This window comes from Streptomyces sp. NPDC054887, from assembly GCF_053610585.1.
In genome coordinates, this window is record NZ_JBSGYQ010000077.1 from 1 (window position 1) to 17,136 (window position 17,136).

The 17,136-nt window shown below is 72.4% G+C and carries 17 protein-coding genes; 3 read left to right on the forward strand and 14 right to left on the reverse strand.

Annotated features, from left to right (window positions below; genetic code table 11):
- Nucleotides 1–44: 44 nt before the first annotated feature.
- Complete coding sequence (locus tag ACWGH0_RS30240; protein ID WP_453407450.1) at nucleotides 45–2,573, reverse strand: ATP-dependent Clp protease ATP-binding subunit; 2,529 nt, start codon at nucleotides 2,571–2,573, stop codon at nucleotides 45–47.
- A gap of 450 nt (nucleotides 2,574–3,023) precedes the next feature.
- Between ACWGH0_RS30240 and ACWGH0_RS30245 the strand changes: the two genes are divergently transcribed.
- Nucleotides 3,024–3,632, forward strand: coding sequence for an SCO3374 family protein (locus tag ACWGH0_RS30245; RefSeq protein ID WP_453407451.1), 609 nt, complete (start codon nucleotides 3,024–3,026; stop codon nucleotides 3,630–3,632).
- Here the strand turns inward: ACWGH0_RS30245 and ACWGH0_RS30250 are convergent.
- The 10 genes from ACWGH0_RS30250 to ACWGH0_RS30295 all read right to left on the reverse strand — a co-directional run bounded on the left by ACWGH0_RS30250 (nucleotide 3,611) and on the right by ACWGH0_RS30295 (nucleotide 11,573).
- Entirely contained in the window at nucleotides 3,611–3,946 is a 336-nt protein-coding gene (locus ACWGH0_RS30250; protein WP_453407452.1) for a histone-like nucleoid-structuring protein Lsr2, read from the reverse strand. The two genes, ACWGH0_RS30245 and ACWGH0_RS30250, sit on opposite strands and share 22 nt — an antisense overlap.
- A 144-nt stretch (nucleotides 3,947–4,090) precedes the next feature.
- Nucleotides 4,091–4,609 carry an amino-acid N-acetyltransferase gene (locus ACWGH0_RS30255; protein WP_453407453.1) on the reverse strand — a complete coding sequence of 173 codons (519 nt, stop codon included), beginning with the start codon at nucleotides 4,607–4,609 and terminating at the stop codon, nucleotides 4,091–4,093.
- 9 nt (nucleotides 4,610–4,618) lie between these two features.
- The gene (locus ACWGH0_RS30260) at nucleotides 4,619–5,041 is read right to left on the reverse strand and encodes a BlaI/MecI/CopY family transcriptional regulator (RefSeq protein WP_453407454.1); all 423 of its coding nucleotides are present in this window, start codon (nucleotides 5,039–5,041) and stop codon (nucleotides 4,619–4,621) included.
- Between the two features lie 104 nt (nucleotides 5,042–5,145).
- Entirely contained in the window at nucleotides 5,146–5,331 is a 186-nt protein-coding gene (locus ACWGH0_RS30265) for a hypothetical protein (RefSeq protein ID WP_452811039.1), read from the reverse strand.
- 14 nt (nucleotides 5,332–5,345) lie between these two features.
- On the reverse strand, nucleotides 5,346–5,912 hold the full coding sequence (locus ACWGH0_RS30270) for a hypothetical protein (RefSeq protein ID WP_453407480.1): 567 nt from the start codon (nucleotides 5,910–5,912) through the stop codon (nucleotides 5,346–5,348).
- Between the two features lie 102 nt (nucleotides 5,913–6,014).
- Complete coding sequence (locus tag ACWGH0_RS30275) at nucleotides 6,015–6,821, reverse strand: type III pantothenate kinase (RefSeq protein ID WP_453407455.1); 807 nt, start codon at nucleotides 6,819–6,821, stop codon at nucleotides 6,015–6,017.
- Between the two features lie 3 nt (nucleotides 6,822–6,824).
- Entirely contained in the window at nucleotides 6,825–7,817 is a 993-nt protein-coding gene (gene nadC / locus ACWGH0_RS30280) for a carboxylating nicotinate-nucleotide diphosphorylase (protein ID WP_453407456.1), read from the reverse strand.
- 2 nt (nucleotides 7,818–7,819) lie between these two features.
- On the reverse strand, nucleotides 7,820–9,547 hold the full coding sequence (locus ACWGH0_RS30285; protein WP_453407457.1) for an L-aspartate oxidase: 1,728 nt from the start codon (nucleotides 9,545–9,547) through the stop codon (nucleotides 7,820–7,822).
- The gene (gene panC / locus ACWGH0_RS30290) at nucleotides 9,544–10,608 is read right to left on the reverse strand and encodes a pantoate--beta-alanine ligase (protein WP_453407458.1); all 1,065 of its coding nucleotides are present in this window, start codon (nucleotides 10,606–10,608) and stop codon (nucleotides 9,544–9,546) included. Before panC ends, ACWGH0_RS30285 begins: the two co-directional genes overlap by 4 nt.
- The gene (locus ACWGH0_RS30295; protein ID WP_453407481.1) at nucleotides 10,605–11,573 is read right to left on the reverse strand and encodes a Rossmann-like and DUF2520 domain-containing protein; all 969 of its coding nucleotides are present in this window, start codon (nucleotides 11,571–11,573) and stop codon (nucleotides 10,605–10,607) included. Before ACWGH0_RS30295 ends, panC begins: the two co-directional genes overlap by 4 nt.
- 140 nt (nucleotides 11,574–11,713) lie before the next feature.
- Here ACWGH0_RS30295 and ACWGH0_RS30300 point away from each other — a divergent pair, with 140 nt between their 5' ends.
- A complete protein-coding gene (locus ACWGH0_RS30300; protein ID WP_453407459.1) occupies nucleotides 11,714–12,871 on the forward strand; it encodes a threonine aldolase family protein in 1,158 nt (385 codons plus the stop codon).
- A 145-nt stretch (nucleotides 12,872–13,016) separates the two neighbouring features.
- On the opposite strand, the gene ACWGH0_RS30305 is transcribed toward ACWGH0_RS30300, so the two are convergent.
- Complete coding sequence (locus tag ACWGH0_RS30305) at nucleotides 13,017–13,280, reverse strand: hypothetical protein (RefSeq protein WP_453407460.1); 264 nt, start codon at nucleotides 13,278–13,280, stop codon at nucleotides 13,017–13,019.
- Nucleotides 13,281–13,386: 106 nt separating this feature from the next.
- Here ACWGH0_RS30305 and ACWGH0_RS30310 point away from each other — a divergent pair, with 106 nt between their 5' ends.
- Nucleotides 13,387–14,502, forward strand: a complete 1,116-nt coding sequence (locus ACWGH0_RS30310) for a DUF5937 family protein (protein WP_453407482.1) — start codon at nucleotides 13,387–13,389, stop codon at nucleotides 14,500–14,502.
- Nucleotides 14,503–14,506: 4 nt separating this feature from the next.
- Here the strand turns inward: ACWGH0_RS30310 and ACWGH0_RS30315 are convergent, their stop codons facing one another.
- Together ACWGH0_RS30315 and ACWGH0_RS30320 are read right to left on the reverse strand one after the other, a co-directional pair.
- On the reverse strand, nucleotides 14,507–15,649 hold the full coding sequence (locus tag ACWGH0_RS30315) for an NADH-quinone oxidoreductase subunit D (protein ID WP_453407461.1): 1,143 nt from the start codon (nucleotides 15,647–15,649) through the stop codon (nucleotides 14,507–14,509).
- A gap of 454 nt (nucleotides 15,650–16,103) precedes the next feature.
- Nucleotides 16,104–17,078, reverse strand: a complete 975-nt coding sequence (locus tag ACWGH0_RS30320) for an SAM-dependent methyltransferase (RefSeq protein WP_453407462.1) — start codon at nucleotides 17,076–17,078, stop codon at nucleotides 16,104–16,106.
- Nucleotides 17,079–17,136: the final 58 nt, after the last annotated feature.

The following is a 17,136-nucleotide window of genomic DNA, read 5'->3' on the forward strand; positions in this document are numbered from 1 at the left end:
GAACTTTCGTTCCGGGGCCACCCCTTCAGGCGCTCAGAGCGCGGTCACGCGTCCTTCGACAGGTTCGGGCCGGCGCTGCCGCCCGTCGCCTGCTCGATCGGGGGGACGTCGGGCAGGGCCGACTTCTCCTCGCCGCGGAAGGTGAACTTCTTCGCCTCACCCTCGCCCTCGACGTCGACGACCACGATGTGGCCGGGACGCAGCTCGCCGAAGAGGATCTTCTCGGACAGGATGTCCTCGATCTCCCGCTGGATCGTCCGGCGCAGCGGCCGGGCGCCCATGACCGGGTCGTAGCCCTTCTTCGCGAGCAGCGACTTGGCTTCCGAGCTCAGCTCGATGCCCATGTCGCGGTCCTTCAGGCGCTCGTCCACCTTGGCCAGCATGAGGTCGACGATCTGGATGATGTCTTCCTCGGTGAGCTGGTGGAAGACGACCGTGTCGTCGACACGGTTGAGGAACTCGGGCCGGAAGTGCTGCTTCAGCTCTTCGTTGACCTTGTTCTTCATCCGCTCGTACCCGGTCTTGACGTCGCCCTGGGCGGCGAAGCCCAGGTTGAAGCCCTTGGAGATGTCCCGGGTCCCGAGGTTGGTCGTCATGATGATGACCGTGTTCTTGAAGTCCACGACCCGGCCCTGGGAGTCGGTCAGGCGACCGTCTTCCAGAATCTGGAGCAGGGAATTGAAGATATCGGGGTGGGCCTTCTCGACCTCGTCGAAGAGAACGACGGAGAACGGCTTGCGGCGCACCTTCTCGGTGAGCTGCCCGCCCTCTTCGTATCCCACGTAACCGGGGGGAGATCCGAAGAGACGGGAAACCGTGTGCTTCTCGCTGAACTCCGACATGTCGAGGGAGATCAGCGCGTCCTCGTCGCCGAAGAGGAATTCGGCGAGCGTCTTGGAGAGCTCCGTCTTACCGACACCGGACGGGCCGGCGAAGATGAACGAGCCACCGGGGCGCTTCGGGTCCTTCAGGCCGGCTCGCGTACGGCGGATCGCCTGCGAGAGGGCCTTGATGGCGTCCTTCTGGCCGATGACGCGCTTGTGGAGCTCGTCCTCCATGCGCAGCAGGCGGGAGGACTCCTCCTCGGTGAGCTTGAAGACCGGGATGCCCGTGGCCGTGGCCAGGACCTCCGCGATCAGCTCCTCGTCCACCTCGGCGACGACGTCCATGTCGCCGGCCTTCCACTCCTTCTCGCGCTTGGTCTTGGCCGCGAGGAGCTGCTTCTCCTTGTCCCGAAGGGAAGCCGCCTTCTCGAAGTCCTGCGAGTCGATCGCGGACTCCTTGTCCCTGCGGACACCGGCGATCTTCTCGTCGAACTCACGGAGGTCCGGCGGCGCGGTCATCCGGCGGATGCGCATCCGGGAACCGGCCTCGTCGATCAGGTCGATCGCCTTGTCCGGCAGGAAGCGGTCCGAGATGTAGCGGTCGGCCAGGGTGGCCGCCGCGACGAGCGCGGAGTCCGTGATGGACACGCGGTGGTGCGCCTCGTAACGGTCGCGCAGGCCCTTGAGGATCTCGATCGTGTGGGGGAGGGAAGGCTCCGCCACCTGGATCGGCTGGAAGCGGCGCTCGAGGGCCGCGTCCTTCTCGAGGTGCTTGCGGTACTCGTCGAGCGTCGTGGCGCCGATGGTCTGGAGCTCACCACGGGCCAGCATCGGCTTCAGGATCGAAGCCGCGTCGATCGCGCCCTCGGCGGCGCCCGCACCCACCAGGGTGTGGAGCTCGTCGATGAACAGGATGATGTCGCCGCGGGTGCGAATCTCCTTGAGGACCTTCTTCAGGCGCTCCTCGAAGTCACCGCGGTAGCGGGAGCCGGCGACGAGCGCGCCGAGGTCCAGGGTGTAGAGGTGCTTGTCCTTGAGGGTCTCGGGCACCTCGCCCTTGACGATCGCCTGGGCCAGTCCTTCGACGACCGCCGTCTTGCCGACGCCGGGCTCGCCGATGAGGACCGGGTTGTTCTTGGTACGGCGGGACAGCACCTGCATGACCCGCTCGATCTCCTTCTCGCGCCCGATGACCGGGTCGAGCTTGGATTCGCGGGCGGCCTGCGTCAGGTTGCGGCCGAACTGGTCCAGCACGAGGGAGGTCGAGGGTGTGCCCTCGGCCGGACCGCCGGCGGCGGCGGTCTCCTTGCCCTGGTAACCGGAGAGCAGCTGGATGACCTGCTGGCGCACCCGGTTCAGGTCGGCGCCCAGCTTCACGAGGACCTGGGCGGCGACGCCCTCGCCCTCGCGGATCAGGCCGAGCAGGATGTGCTCCGTACCGATGTAATTGTGGCCGAGCTGGAGGGCCTCGCGGAGCGAAAGCTCCAGGACCTTCTTGGCACGGGGGGTGAACGGAATGTGACCGGACGGAGCCTGCTGGCCCTGGCCGATGATCTCCTCCACCTGCTGGCGGACCGCCTCGAGCGAAATCCCGAGGCTCTCCAGGGCCTTAGCGGCGACACCCTCACCCTCGTGGATAAGGCCCAGGAGGATGTGCTCGGTGCCGATGTAGTTGTGGTTGAGCATCCGGGCTTCTTCCTGAGCCAGGACGACAACCCGCCGCGCGCGGTCGGTGAACCTCTCGAACATCGTTAATCGCTCCTCAGAGCGGTCGGTCAGTGAGGGGTCGGTCCCCTCCCAGTCCTTCCGCATGCTAGTCCCGTAGGACGGGACAGCTCATTCCAACTGCCGACATCCGTCCGGATCACCCCCGCCTCCGCGGGGAATCGAGCTGCCGAACAGCCGACACCTGCTCCAACCTGATGGTGGGAGACGATGTTCCCGCAGGCCAAGCAGATACCCGTTCCTCCACTACGCCGATGGCGAACGTGAGACGGTTCGACACGCGTGTCGACCCTTCCCACTAGGAATGTCTTACCCGCAGCCACTGACACTCCATGCGGCGCGCGCCGTTTCCCTCAGCTACGGGCGAACATCCTTGCGCCGCCGAATGCCTCCGCACGCCCCCGTGGCATCAACGCAAAGCAACCGGTGATCCACGGAGCGTAACCCCACGGCCGTTCAGGAGTTGGTCCGGACATGACGCCCACGGTTCCGTTCCCGCGCACGCCGCCGTCACAGCCGGCGCAGCCGTCACAGCCTCCGACGCCCGACGGTATCGCGCGCTGGTACGAGAACGAGCTCGGCTGGGCCACCGCGGCGAGCGCCGACGGCCGCACGGTGCGGTTGCTGACCGGGCTGCGCTTCGACGTCCTGGAGCTGCCCGCGGACGCGGGTTTCGCCGTACTGCGGCGTCACGCGGGGCTCACGGGTCCCGTCGCGCTCATGGGGCGGCGGATGCGGCTGCTGGTGGCAGCGGGCAGCGCCGAGGAGCTCCCCGGGCTGCTGGACTGGCTGGAGTGGGGCGGCGTGGCCCTCGACCTGCGGGCACTGGGGGCGGGCGGGCGGATGACCGCGCCCTCGCCGCCGGGGCGGGCCTGCGCGCAGGGGGCCGCCGTATGGCTGCGGCCCCCCGAGCCGCGGCACGAGGTGGAACCGACACTTCCGGCCTTCGCCGGACTCGGGTGCCGTGGGGAAACACCCGATCTCGTACGTCTTGTGGGCACGGCGGCGACGGAATGCCACCGGGCCCGGTTGTCGCGTACGAATTCCGCTCACGCGAATGCTCAGCCGTTGGCCTTCTCGTAGGCCTCACGGATGTCGGCCGGGACGCGGCCGCGGTCATTCACGTTGTAGCCGTTCGCCTTGGCCCACTTACGGATCTCGGCGGTGTTCTGGTTGCCGCCCGCCGCGGCGCGCGTCTTACCGCGACCGGAAGCCGCACGGCCACCGGTGCGCCGACCGCTCTTGGTGTACGGGTCGAGCAGACCGCGGAGCTTGTCCGCGTTCGCGGTGGTGAGGTCGATCTCGTAGGTCTTGCCGTCCAGAGCGAACGTCACGGTCTCGTCCGCCTCGCCGCCGTCGAGGTCATCGACAAGAAGGACCTGAACCTTCTGTGCCACCGGATTTCCTTTCATCGAAAATGCAGTACGCGGAAAGGAAACCGCTTTTCCCTGGAAAACACAAACCCCCGGTGGAGGTTCAGTACTGCGAGAAGACGGGAAACGTGCGCGTTTCGGACATAGGGCTCCGACGGCTTCTGACGATCACAGGTGCAGAAGCATCCGGCTGTTGCCCAAGGTGTTCGGCTTCACCCGTTCGAGACCCAGGAACTCCGCTACGCCCTCGTCATAGGAACGCAGCAGCTCGCTGTAGACATCTCCGTCGACCGGCGCCTCTCCGATCTCGACGAAGCCGTGCTTCAAGAAGAACTCGACTTCGAAGGTGAGGCAGAAAACCTTGCGGACACCGAGCCAGCGCGCGGTCTGGAGCAGCTTGTCCAGCACCTGGTGCCCCACTCCGGCGCCCTTGAACGAGGGATCGACGGCGAGAGTGCGGACTTCGGCGAGGTCTTCCCACATCACGTGCAGCGCCCCGCAGCCGACCACGGTGGCGTCCTCGTCGCGTTCGGCGACCCAGAACTCCTGGATGTCCTCGTAAAGCGTCACGTTCGCTTTGTCGAGCAGGATCCGCTTCTGCGCGTACGTGTCGACGAGACTGCGCACGGACGGCACATCACTGGTCCTCGCACGCCGGACGGTGACGGCTTTTCGCTCTGACGGCATACGTCGACGCTATCGCCCCGGGCCCCCGGGGCTCTCGCCACCCTCCGCGGGTGGCGCGGGTTCCACGGGATCGGTGCGCTGCACGACGCGCATCGCGTCTTCGAGGGCGTCGCGCTGCTCCGCGGACATCATGCCGAAGAAGGCCACCAGTGCCGCCGCGGGGTTGTCACTCGTCGACCAGGCTTCGTTCATCAGTGCGGCCGAGTAGGCGGCGCGGGTGGAGACAGCCGTATATCGATAGGCGCGGCCCTCGACTTCCCTGCGGACCCAGCCCTTCTGATGGAGATTGTCCATTACGGTCATGACCGTCGTGTAGGCGATGGACCGTTCCTTCTGAAGGTCTTCCAGGACTTCCCTGACGGTGACCGGGCGGTTCCACTGCCAGACGCGCGTCATGACCGCGTCTTCCAGCTCTCCCAATTGGCGAGGCACACCGCCACCATAGTAGGAGAAATCGGTAATGGCTGGTTATTTGCGCAGCGAAAAGGGCGTACGGCTCGAAATGAGCCGTACGCCCTCGTGAAGCGGGGGGCCGGTCAGGCGTCGCCGGGGTGCGGCCGGCCGGCCTGGCGGGCGCTCTCCGCCCGGGCCAGCGTGGCGTCCACGGCGGCGTCCTCCTTGGCCTTGTTGGAGCCGCCCTGCGTCTTGACGATCGTCGTGACCAGAGCGATGAAGAACGCGGCCATCACCACGGGGGGCAGGAGCGCGGAAACGTAGTCCATGCGCTCCAGGGTAGCTACCCCGCCGCCCTGCGCTGCCGCGGGGGCTCGGGGCGCTTGCGCGGCGGGAACACCTCGGAGGGCTTCGGCATAGGGCGCTCCAAGGGATCGCGCGAGGGCTCCGGCTGCTTGGGCTTCGGCGGCTCGTCGGCGCCCGGGGCGCGGCCGCCCGCGATGGCCAGCAGCCGGGTGCGCGGGAGGGGGGCGGCGGTGCGGCCGGCCAGGCGCGCCCGCACCGACCGCTCGGCCACGGCCCGGCAGCGGTCGAGGAGCGCCGCGCCGGCCGGCGTGCCGCGCAGCCCGCGCAGGGCCACGAGGTCCTCCGGGACGGGCTGGTAGCCGGTGGCCAGGGCGTCCTGGAGCAGCCCCAGGTAGCCGCCGGCGGCCGCGGGGAGGGCGTCGCGGTAGCGGGCGAGGTCGGCGAGCAGGAACGCGCGCAGCCGGTCCGCCTCGCGGACCGCCTCGTCCAGGGTGCCCGCGAGGCGCAGACAGTCCTGGACGTCTTCGTCGGAGAGTGACGCGGGATGGAGGGCGATGGCGAGGGCGCGGCGGAGCACACGCAGCTCTTCCGCACCGAACGCCATTCCGCCACGGGTTCCGTAGGGCGTGGGCATGCAGTGACAATACGCACCAAACGGACAAAATCTGTTTAATGGATCTACGACGGCGCGTCCCGGCCGCCGGGATCACATCCGGGAGACGTTGCGCTCGTACACCAGCCGCAGGCCGATCAGGGTCAGCCACGGCTCGTGCTCGTCGATCTCCGAGGACTCGCCGAGCACCATCGGGGCCAGTCCGCCGGTGGCGATGACCGTCACGTCGTCCGGGTCGCCGTCGGGCCCCACGAGCTCGCGGGCCATGCGCCGCGTCACGCCGTCGACCTGGCCGGCGAAACCGTAGACGATGCCCGACTGCATGGCCTCGACGGTGTTCTTGCCGATCACGCTGCGCGGCCGGGCCAGCTCGATCTTGCGGAGCTGGGCGCCCTTGACGCCGAGCGCCTCCACCGAGATCTCGATGCCCGGGGCGATGACGCCGCCCGTGTACTCGCCGCGCGCCGACACCGCGTCGAACGTCGTCGCCGTACCGAAGTCCACGACGATCGCGGGACCGCCGTAGAGCTCGACCGCCGCGACCGCGTTGATGATGCGGTCCGCGCCGACCTCCTTCGGGTTGTCCATCAGGATCGGCACGCCCGTCTTGATGCCGGGCTCGACGAGCACGGCGGGGACGTCGCCGTAGTACCGGCGGGTCACCTCGCGCAGCTCGTGCAGCACGGACGGGACGGTCGAGCAGATCGCGATGCCCTCGATGCCGTCGCCCAGCTCGTCGCCCAGCAGGGGGTGCATGCCCATGAGGCCCTGGAGGAGTACGGCGAGCTCGTCGGCCGTGCGGCGGGCGTCGGTGGAGATGCGCCAGTGCTCGACGATCTCCTCCCCGTCGAACAGGCCGAGGACGGTGTGCGTGTTGCCGACGTCGATGGTGAGCAGCATGGGTTACTTCGCCTCGCGCAGGTCGAGGCCGATGTCGAGGATCGGGGAGGAGTGCGTGAGCGCCCCGACGGCGAGGAAGTCGACGCCCGTGTCCGCGTAGGCGCGGGCGTTGTCCAGGGTCAGGCGGCCGGAGGACTCGAGGATCGCGCGGCCGTTCACGAGGGCGACCGCCTCGGCGGTCTGCTCCGGGGTGAAGTTGTCCAGCAGGATCAGGTCGGCGCCCGCGTCCAGGACCTCGGTCACCTGGGCCAGCGTGTCGACCTCGACCTCGATCGGGACCTCGGGGAACGCCTTGCGCACGAGCGTGAACGCCTCGGCCACGCCGCCCGCCGCGACCACGTGGTTGTCCTTCACGAGCGCCGCGTCCGAGAGGGACATGCGGTGGTTGACGCCCCCGCCGCAGCGGACGGCGAACTTCTCCAGGGCGCGCAGGCCGGGGGTCGTCTTGCGGGTGTCGCGGACCTTGGCGCCGGTGCCTTCGAGGGCGTCCGCCCACGCGCGCGTGGCCGTCGCGATGCCCGAGAGCCGGCACAGCAGGTTGAGCGCGCTGCGCTCGCCGGTGAGCAGGTCGCGGGTGCGGGTGGTGACGCTGATGAGCTTCTGCCCGGCCTCGACCCGGTCGCCGTCCTCGACGTGGCGCTCGACCTCGAACTCGTCGGTGCAGATGACCGACAGGATCGCCTCGGCGACCCGCAGGCCCGCCACGGTGCCGGCCTCGCGGGCCGTGAAGTCGCCCGTCGCGACGGCGTCCTCGGGGACGGTCGCGACGCTCGTCACGTCCACGCCGTGCGCCAGGTCCTCGGCGAGGGCGACGTTCGCGATGTCCTCGACCTCCAGCGGGTCGAGGCCCGACGCGACGAGGAGCTGCACGAGGTCGGGGTCGAGGCCGCACTCGGCGGTGTCGAGTTCGTACGTCTCCTCACCGCCGCAGCCGCAGGCGTCGCCGCAGCCGCCGGAGGCGGTCGGCAGGAGCTGAGGGTTGTCGGGCGTACTCACGGTTACTGCTCCCTCTGAGCTGGTACGGGGCCGGGTCCTACGGGCGGGAACGATGCGGTTTCGGTGCGGTGCACGGCGAGGGTGCGGCCGGGCGCGAGCCGTACGACGAGGTGGCGGCGCCATGCCTCGTCGTCGCGGTCGGGGCGGTCCTCGCGCCAGTGGCAGCCGCGGGTCTCCTCGCGGGCGCGGGCGGCGGCGACCAGGACGCGCGCCACGAGGAGCAGGTTGGTGGCCTCCCAGGCGTCCACACCGGGCTCGGCGTCCTTCGTGTCGCCCGTGTGCCCGGGGTCCGCCGCCGCGTCGGCCGCTGTGCGGTACAGGAGCTCCAGCGCCTCGGCCGCGCGGTCGAGGCTGTCGGCGGAACGCAGCACTCCGGCGCCCGCCGTCATGATCCGCTGGATCCTGATGCGGGTCGCCGGGTCGAGGAGCGGGCCCGGGGTCCCGTCCTCGCCGTGTACCGCCGGGCCGGGCGAGGCCGGGTGCGCCGCGATGTCGTCGGCGATGCGCTCGGCGAAGACCAGGCCCTCCAGGAGGGAGTTGGAGGCGAGCCGGTTCGCGCCGTGGACGCCCGTGCAGGCCACCTCGCCGCACGCGTAGAGCCCGGGGACCGTGGTGCGGCCGTGCAGGTCCGTCCGTACGCCGCCGGACGCGTAGTGCGCGGCAGGGGCGACCGGGATGGGCCGGGTGACCGGGTCGATGCCGTGCGAGCGGCAGGCCGCGAGGATGGTCGGGAAGCGGGACTCCCACATCTCGGCGCCGAAGTGGCGCGCGTCGAGGTACATGTGCTCGGCGCCCTGCTCGCGCATCCGCCGCATGATGCCCTTGGCGACGATGTCGCGCGGGGCCAGCTCCGCCAGCTCGTGCTGCCCGGTCATGAAGCGGACGCCGTCCGCGTCGACGAGGTGGGCCCCCTCGCCCCGTACGGCCTCCGACACCAGCGGCTGCTGGCCCTCCGCGTCCGCGCCCAGGAAGAGCACCGTCGGGTGGAACTGGACGAATTCGAGGTCCGACACCTCGGCGCCCGCGCGCAGCGCCAGCGCGACGCCGTCGCCGGTCGAGACGGACGGGTTGGTGGTGGCCGAGAAGACCTGCCCCATGCCGCCCGTCGCCAGTACGACGGCCGGGGCGCGGACGGCGCCGACGCCGTCGTGCTGGCCCTCGCCCATGACGTGCAGGGTGACGCCCGCGGTGCGTCCGTCGGCGTCCGTCAGCAGGTCCAGGACCAGGGCGTTCTCGATCGTGCGCAGGGACGCGCGCCGTACGGCTTCGACGAGCGCCCGGGAGATCTCGGCGCCCGTGGCGTCGCCGCCGGCGTGGGCGATGCGGCGGCGGTGGTGGCCGCCCTCGCGGGTGAGCTGGATGACGCCCGACTCGGGGTCGGTGTCGAAGAGCGCGCCGGTGTCGATCAGGCGGCGTACGGCGTCGGGACCCTCGGTGACCAGGGCCCGTACGGCCTCCTCGTCGCACAGGCCCGCGCCCGCGACGAGCGTGTCGTCCAGGTGCTGTTCGGGGGTGTCGCCCTCGCCGAGGGCGGCGGCTATGCCGCCCTGCGCCCAGCGCGTGGAGCCGTCGTCCAGGCGGGCCTTGGTGACGACGACCGTACGCAGCCCGGCGGCGGCGCAGCGCAGGGCCGCGGTCAGGCCGGCCACGCCGGAGCCGACGACCACGACGTCCGCGTCGACGGTCCAGCCGGGGGCGGGGGCCTTCAGCCGTATACCGGTTCGGGTCATGCCGGGGCTCCCTGCTCGCGGACTTCGCTGTCTGGGCCGGCCTCGTGGACGAAGGTCAGCGGGATGTTGTCGATGAGGCGCGTGGCGCCGACCCTGGCCGCCACGGCGAGGATCGCGTCGCCGCTGTAGGAGTCGGGCACCTCGGTGAAGTCCGACGGGTCGACCAGGGCGACGTAGTCGAGGGCGAGGGGCGGGTCGAGGCGCGCCGCCTCGTCCAGGACGGCGGCCGCCGCCGCGCGGACCGCCGCCGGGCCGCTGAGGTCCGCGTGGCCCGCCTGCTCGACGGCGTGCGCGTCGGCCGCCGCGCGGGCCTCGCCGAGACCGGCCAGGGCCGCCACGCGCGCGGGGGTCGTCGGCGCGCCCTGGGCCGCCGCGCGCGCGTGCAGGGCCTCCAGGGCGATGAGCCGGTCGCGGGAGGCGAACAGCGCGCGGGAGAGGGCGAGCGCGGTGCGGCGCTCGGCGGGCGCGAGGTAGCGGTTGCGGCTGGACAGCGCCAGGCCGTCCTCCTCGCGGACCGTCGGCACACCGACGATCTCGACCGGGAAGTTCAGGTCGCGCGCCATGCGGCGGATCAGGGCGAGCTGCTGGGCGTCCTTCTGCCCGAAGAAGGCGACGTCGGGCGCGGTCAGGTGCAGCAGCTTCGCGACGACGGTCAGCATGCCGTCGAAGTGGCCGGGGCGGGACGCCCCTTCCAGCCGCTCGCCCATCGGGCCGGCGGAGACGCGGACCTGCGGTGCGCCGCCCGGGTACACCTCGTCGGCGGACGGGGCGAACACGGCGTTCGCACCGGCCCGTTCGGCGAGCGCGAGGTCGGCGTCGAGGGTGCGCGGGTAGCGGTCGAGGTCCTCGCCGGCGCCGAACTGGAGCGGGTTGACGAAGACCGTGACGACGACGAAGCCCTGGGGGCCGACGTGCCGCCGCGCGGTGCGGATCAGCGTCGCGTGGCCCTCGTGCAGGGCGCCCATGGTCATGACGACGGCGGTGCGGCCGGGCGCGCCGGAGTGCTCCAGCGCGTGCTGGAGGTCAGCGCGGGTGGGGACCAGCTCGAACGCCTCGCTCATCGGTCCTCTCCCCCGGCCCCTTCGGCCGTGTCCCCGCCGGGGCCGGTGGCGCCCCCGTCGGCCAGTACGTCCAGCAGGTCCTCGGCCAGCTCCGCCTTCAGCAGGCCGTGCGCGAGGGCGCGGTCGGCGGTCGTACGGGCCATGGCGAGGTATCCGGCCACGGCCTGCGGCGCGTGCTCGCGCAACTGCGCGACGTGCGCGGCGACCGTTCCCGCGTCGCCGCGTGCGACGGGGCCGGTCAGGGCCGCGTCGCCGGAGCGCAGCGCGTTGTCGAGGGCCGCGCCGAGGAGCGGTCCGAGCATCCGGTCGGGCGCCTCGACGCCCGCGGTGCGCAGCAGTTCCATGGACTGGGCCACCAGGGTGACGAGGTGGTTCGCGCCCAGGGCGAGGGCGGCGTGGTAGAGCGGGCGCGCCTCCTCGGCGATCCACTCGGGCTCGCCGCCCATCTCGATGACGAGGGCCTCGGCCGCGAGGCGCAGCTCCTCGGGCGCGGTGACGCCGAAGGAGCATCCCGCGAGGCGCTGCACGTCGACGGACGTGCCCGTGAACGTCATCGCGGGGTGCAGGGCAAGGGGCAGCGCGCCGGCGCGCAGAGCGGGCTCCAGCACGCGCGTTCCGTACCGTCCCGAGGTGTGCACGACGAGCTGTCCGGGGCGTACGGCGCCGGTCTCCGCGAGGCCCTCGACGAGGCCCGGCAGGGCGTCGTCGGGAACGGTCAGCAGGACGAGTTCGGCGCGGGCCAGGACTTCGGCGGGCGTGACGACCGGGACGCCCGGCAGGAGGGCCGCGGCCCGGCGCACGGACGCGTCCGAGACGCCGGAGACGGCGACGGGGCGGTGGCCCGCGAGGCGCAGCGCGGCGGCGAGGGCGGGGCCCACCCGGCCCGCGCCCACCACGCCTACGGTGAGGCGTGCGGGGCGGTCCCTGGCGTCCAGGGGCTCATGGCTTGCGTTGGGTGCGTTCACGTTCACGCGGGGACGGCCTTCCGTTCCAGTCCGCGGGGGGTACCGGACGATTTCTCGTCATGCTACGCCAGCGTTTCGTGCGATCGCCTCACTGTCCACAGGCTGTGGGCAGAGGCCGCACGGTACGCGATGATCGTCCGATGACGGACAGCAGCGAGCAGGACGAGCGCCGGCGCAGGCTCACCGCCTGGCGGAAGTCCGGGCGCACCCTGTGGCGCGCCCCGGTGGAGTCGACGGTGGGCGAGCGGCTGGCGGCGCTGGCGGACGCCGGCGGCGTGTACGACCTGGACGAGTGGACCGACGTGTACGGCGACGGCGTGGTCGCCGAGCTGGAGCGGCGCGTCGCGCGGACGCTGGGCACGGAGGCGGCGGCGTACTTCCCGACCGGCACGATGGCGCAGCAGGTGGCGCTGCGGTGCTGGGCGGGGCGCACCGGCAGCGCGACGGTGGCGCTGCACCCGCTGTCGCACCCGGAGGTGCACGAGGGCGGCGCGCTGTCGGTGGTGAGCGGTCTGCGTACGACGCGTCCGACGGCCGCGCCGCGGCTGCCAACGGCGGACGAAGTCCGCGACTGGGACGAGCCGTTCGGCACGCTGATGCTGGAACTGCCGCTGCGGGACGCCGGTTTCGTACTGCCGTCGTGGGAGGAGCTGACGGCGGTCGTCGAGGCCGCGCGGGAGCGTGACGCGGTGGTGCACTTCGACGGCGCCCGACTGTGGGAATGCGCCCCGCACTTCGGGCGCGCGCTCCCGGAGATCGCCGAACTGGCGGACAGCGTGTACGTGTCGTTCTACAAGTCCCTCGGCGCCATGTCCGGGGCGGCGCTGGCCGGACCGGCCTCCCTGGTGGCGGAGGCACGCGTGTGGCGGCACCGGTACGGCGGGCAGGTCTTCCAGCAGTACCCGGCGGCGCTCTCCGCCCTGCTCGGCCTGGAGCGGGAGCTGCCCCGGCTGCCGGAGTACGTCGCCCACGCGAAGGTGGTGGCCGCCGCGCTCGCGGACGGCTTCCACGCGGCGGGCCTGCCGTGGTTCCGGGTGCGTCCCGAGCCGCCGCACACGCACCAGTTCCAGGTGTGGCTGCCGTACCCGGCGGACGTCCTGACGGAGGCGTCGGTGCGGCAGGCGGAGGAGACGGGCGTGACGCTGTTCCGCAGGTGGTCCGAGGACACGCCGCCGGGGATCTCCGTCACGGAGGTGACGGTGGCTGCGGCCGGCCTGGAGTGGACGGCGGGGGACGTGGCGGCGGCGGTGGCGGACTTCACGGGACGCCTGGCGCCGGGCGGGGGCGACACGCGCTGACCGCACGGGGCGCGCGCCCTGGTGCTGGGCTGGGATGCCCTGGTGGCACGGGACCCCTGGTGCTGGGCGGTGGCGCGACCTGACAGGGTGTCCGGCGGTGGGCGGCGGTGTGCCCCGGCCGCATCTGGGCGCCCGGTGCCGTGCCCTAGCCGCACGGGCGCGGCGTCCTGGCCGCCACCGGGCGGGGGCGGTGCGCCGGGCGGATCCGGGCGGCGGCGAGCAGGTGCGCCAGGGCGGCCCGGAGCCGGCGGGTGCGCGGCGGCCGGCCCTCGGCCACCGCCCGGAAGCGCCGGTACTCCCGTACCTCGCGCACCGCCTGCCAGTCGTGGCGGCCGGGCGCCGGCGGCGGCGGGGTGGCGAGGCGGGCGGCGCGGTGGACGTCGATCATGTGCTGCTGGATGGCGTTCATGTCCTCCACCCTGCGCGGGCGGCGGTCCGGGGGGCGCTTCGTTTGACGAGCCCCGTCAATCGGCGGCCGTCCTGTCGGTGGCAGCGGGCACGATGGGCGCATGAGCGTGTCCATCGACATCACCGGCCTGCCGCCCGAGCGCATCACCTTCGAGACCTCCCCGCTGGCGGAGCTCGGCATGGCCCTGCACGCACTGTCGGAGCCCGGCCACCACCCGGGGCTGCACGGCTGGGCGACCGCGGCCGCCGCGTCGCTGAAACCGGACCTCGCGGACCGCATGAGCGAGGCGGACTTCCTGTGGCGCAGCACGTTCTCGGACGTCTTCATGCCGTTCGCCGGGGTGCGCGGCGGGGACGGCAGGACGGGCGCCACGCTCGCCGAGGACCTGGACGCGCTGGACCGGCTGGACGACGAGCGGTTCGTCTCGGCCGCGCTGGAGTTCTGCTCCAGCACGTACGGCACCGCCGTCCCGTCCCCGCTCTCCCACGCGGCGACGCGCGGCCGGGCGCTGGACCTGGCCGCCGCGCGCGGGCCGCGGCAGCGGGACTTCGCCCGCCGGCTGCTGGCCGACCCCGCGTCCGTACGGGCCTGGCTGCGGCGCCTGTTCGAGGACTGCGACCAGGCGTTCTTCGCGGACACCTGGCACCGCACGCGGGTCCAGCTCGCCACCGCCGCGCGGCACCACGGCGAGGTGCTGCGCCACAAGGGCCTCGCGGAGGCGCTGCGGGCCGTGTCCCCCGCGCTGACCCTGGAGACCGGTGGGGCGAGGACCCGTATCCAGGTCGACAAGCTGGCCGAGGGCCGGACCAGTGCCGTCGGGACCGGCGTCGGCGCGGGGCTCACCTTCGTGCCGTCGAGCTTCGGCCGGCCCCACCTGTCGGTCCTGCACGCGCCCGGCTGGCGGCCGGTGATCCACTATCCGGTCGGCGCGCCCGAACTGTCCTCACCGGCTTCGGTGGACCTGCTCAAGCTGCGGATGGAGGCGCTGGCGCACCCGATGCGCATGCGCCTGTGCCGCAATCTGGCCCGCTCGCCGTACACGACGGGCGAGCTGGCCGACTCGCACGGCATCACCGCGCCCGAGGTCTCACGCCATCTCGCCGTGCTGCGCAGGGCCGGGCTGCTGACGACCCAGCGCCGCGGCCGCTACGTCCTGCACGGCCTCGATCTCCAGGTCGTGTCCCGGCTGGGCAGCGACTTCCTGGAGGGCGTGCTGCGCTAGCCGGTCACTTGTCGATGTCGCCGACGACGAAGAACAGCGACCCGAGGATCGCCACCATGTCGGCGACGAGCGTGCCCGGCAGCAGCTCCACCAGGGCCTGGATGTTGTTGAAGGACGCGGAACGCAGCTTCAGGCGGTACGGCGTCTTCTCGCCCTTCGAGACGAGGTAGTAGCCGTTGATGCCGAGCGGGTTCTCGGTCCAGGCGTAGGTGTGGCCCTCGGGGGCCTTCAGCACCTTCGGCAGCCGCTGGTTGATGGGGCCGGGCGCGAGGTCCGCCATCCGGTCCAGGCAGGCGTCCGCCAGGTCCAGCGCGTTGTGCGTCTGTTCGAGCAGGACCTCGAAGCGGGCGAGGCAGTCCCCCTCGGTCCGGGTGGCGACCTTCAGGGTGTCCTGGAGCTCGCCGTACGCGAGGTACGGCTCGTCGCGGCGGAGGTCGAAGTCGACGCCGGAGGCGCGGGCGATGGGGCCGCTCACTCCGTACGCGTGCACGGCCTCGCGCGACAGGACGCCGACGTCGCGCGTGCGGCCGCGGAAGATCTCGTTGCCGGTGACCAGGTCGTCGTACACGTCCATCCGGGACCGGACGTCCGCCACGGCCGCGCGGGCCCGGCCGAGCCAGCCGGCGGGGAGGTCCTCCTTGAGGCCGCCGACGCGGTTGAACATGTAGTGCATACGGCCGCCGGAGACCTCCTCCATGACCGCCTGGAGTTCCTCGCGCTCCCGGAACGCGTAGAAGACCGGGGTGATCCCGCCCAGTTCCAGCGGGTACGAACCGAGGAACATGAGGTGGTTCAGTACGCGGTTCAGCTCGGCCAGGAGCGTACGGGTCCAGACCGCTCGCTCGGGGACCTCCATGCCGAGCATGCGCTCCACTGCCATGACGACGCCGAGCTCGTTGGAGAACGCGGAAAGCCAGTCGTGACGGTTCGCGAGCATCACGATCTGGCGGTAGTCGCGGGCCTCGAAGAGCTTCTCCGCGCCGCGGTGCATGTAGCCGATGACCGGCTCCGCGTGCTGGATGCGTTCGCCGTCGAGCACGAGCCTGAGGCGGAGGACGCCGTGCGTGGAGGGATGCTGGGGGCCGATGTTGAGCACCATGTCGGTGCTCTCCGCCGCGCCGCCGATGCCGACCGTGGTCTCCGTCATGCGGCCAGTATCCCCTGTGCCGGCTGCGGGGCGGGCTCCGGGCCAGGGGGCGGACGCGGGGTGCGTGTGGGTCGCTTCGGGGGGCTGCGACGGGGCGCGGGGTCCGGGGGCCTGGCAGCGGGTGGTCCGGGCGGGGGTGGTTCTGCCACCGGGGCTGCGGGGTCGGTGCCGCGCCGGGGCGTCTCCTCGGGTGCCGAACCTTTCCGGCAGCGCTGCGGGCCGTTCGGCGTGGTTGCGTTCGGCACCCTGCGGGGAGCGCCCCGGCACGGCCCCTCCGCCACCGCGGGCCATCAACCGGGCTGCGGGGTCGGTGCCGCGCCCGGGCGTCTCCTCGGGTGCCGAACCTTTCCGGCATGGCTGCGGGCCGTTCGGCGCGGTTGCGTTCGGCACCCTGCGGGGAGCGCCCCGGCACGGCCCCTCCGCCACTGGGGGAGGCTCGGCCACTGCCGGCGGGCTACTGGGGTACGGGTTGGCTCAGCCAGGTGAAGTCGCCGAGGCCGCCGCGGGCCGTGAGTTCGGCCGCCTCGCCGGACGCGGACAGTGCGCGTACGTACGCCGCCGGGTCCTCGCTCGCCAGGGCCAGTGGCGGGCGGGCGGCCGTTACGCCCAGGCGGTGCAGTGCCTCGCGCTGGGAGACCAGCTCGGCGCCCGGCAGCGCGCACGCGTCCAGGGCGACGTGGGAGGTGATGTCGCAGGTGCCGTCCGGGACGGGGCGCACCTCGCGGCCCGCGCGGAAGCCCGTCAGCGTGCCGAAGGGCGGTCGTGCCCGGCGCTCGTGCGCGTAGTCCACCGCGACCGCGAGGCCGGCGTCGAGTGTGGCCACCGCCGCTGCCCACGCCGTGTCGCGCGGGCGGCCGATCTCGGCGCGCAGCCCCGGCTCGCCGCCCGGCGGCAGCGGCCACCAGCGGGTGAGCCAGTCCGCGTCCGGACCGCTCACCGGGTCGCCCAGGCGCTCCTCGCCGTCCTCGCGCACGAGGACGTACCGGGCTACACCCTGCGTGTCGGTCTCGGCCACGTCGACCGGGACGTTGTCCAGCCACTCGTTCGCGAACAGCAGCCCGGTGACCCCGGACGGCGGCTCGGCCGCCCACTCGATGCGGTGATCCAGGCCCGCCGGCCGGGGCGCGCGCTCCACGCCGTACGCCCTCACCCGCGCCGCCGCTTCCGCCGGCAGCGCCGCGAGTACCGCCGACAGCAGCTCGCCCCGGCCGGCCCCCACGTCGACCAGCGCCAGCTCGGCCGGCCGCCCGAGCGACGCGTCCACCTCCGCCAGGAGCCGGGCGACCGCCCCCGCGTACAGCACGGACGCGTGCACCGACGTACGGAAGTGGCCGGAAGGCCCGGGGCCGCCGGACCGTATGTAGAAACCGTCGGGGCCGTAGAGCGCCTGCTCCGCGGCCTCGCGCCACCCCTGCCACTCATCCGTCACGACACCAAGTCTCCACCTTGGGGAGTAGGCTCCGGCCCACCGGATCGCTCCTCCGGTT

Excerpts from the sequence above, each read along its gene's own strand:
- panC (WP_453407458.1), bottom strand. The coding sequence starts at position 10,608 with ATGAGCGAGGCGTTCGAGCTGGTCCCCACCCGCGCTGACCTCCAGCAC.
- ACWGH0_RS30240 (WP_453407450.1), bottom strand. The coding sequence starts at position 2,573 with ATGTTCGAGAGGTTCACCGACCGCGCGCGGCGGGTTGTCGTCCTGGCT.
- ACWGH0_RS30265 (WP_452811039.1), bottom strand. The coding sequence starts at position 5,331 with ATGGACTACGTTTCCGCGCTCCTGCCCCCCGTGGTGATGGCCGCGTTC.
- ACWGH0_RS30285 (WP_453407457.1), bottom strand. The coding sequence starts at position 9,547 with ATGACCCGAACCGGTATACGGCTGAAGGCCCCCGCCCCCGGCTGGACC.
- ACWGH0_RS30255 (WP_453407453.1), bottom strand. The coding sequence starts at position 4,609 with ATGCCGTCAGAGCGAAAAGCCGTCACCGTCCGGCGTGCGAGGACCAGT.
- ACWGH0_RS30275 (WP_453407455.1), bottom strand. The coding sequence starts at position 6,821 with ATGCTGCTCACCATCGACGTCGGCAACACGCACACCGTCCTCGGCCTG.
- ACWGH0_RS30305 (WP_453407460.1), bottom strand. The coding sequence starts at position 13,280 with ATGAACGCCATCCAGCAGCACATGATCGACGTCCACCGCGCCGCCCGC.
- ACWGH0_RS30315 (WP_453407461.1), bottom strand. The coding sequence starts at position 15,649 with ATGACGGAGACCACGGTCGGCATCGGCGGCGCGGCGGAGAGCACCGAC.
- ACWGH0_RS30245 (WP_453407451.1), top strand. The coding sequence starts at position 3,024 with ATGACGCCCACGGTTCCGTTCCCGCGCACGCCGCCGTCACAGCCGGCG.
- ACWGH0_RS30270 (WP_453407480.1), bottom strand. The coding sequence starts at position 5,912 with ATGGCGTTCGGTGCGGAAGAGCTGCGTGTGCTCCGCCGCGCCCTCGCC.
- ACWGH0_RS30300 (WP_453407459.1), top strand. The coding sequence starts at position 11,714 with ATGACGGACAGCAGCGAGCAGGACGAGCGCCGGCGCAGGCTCACCGCC.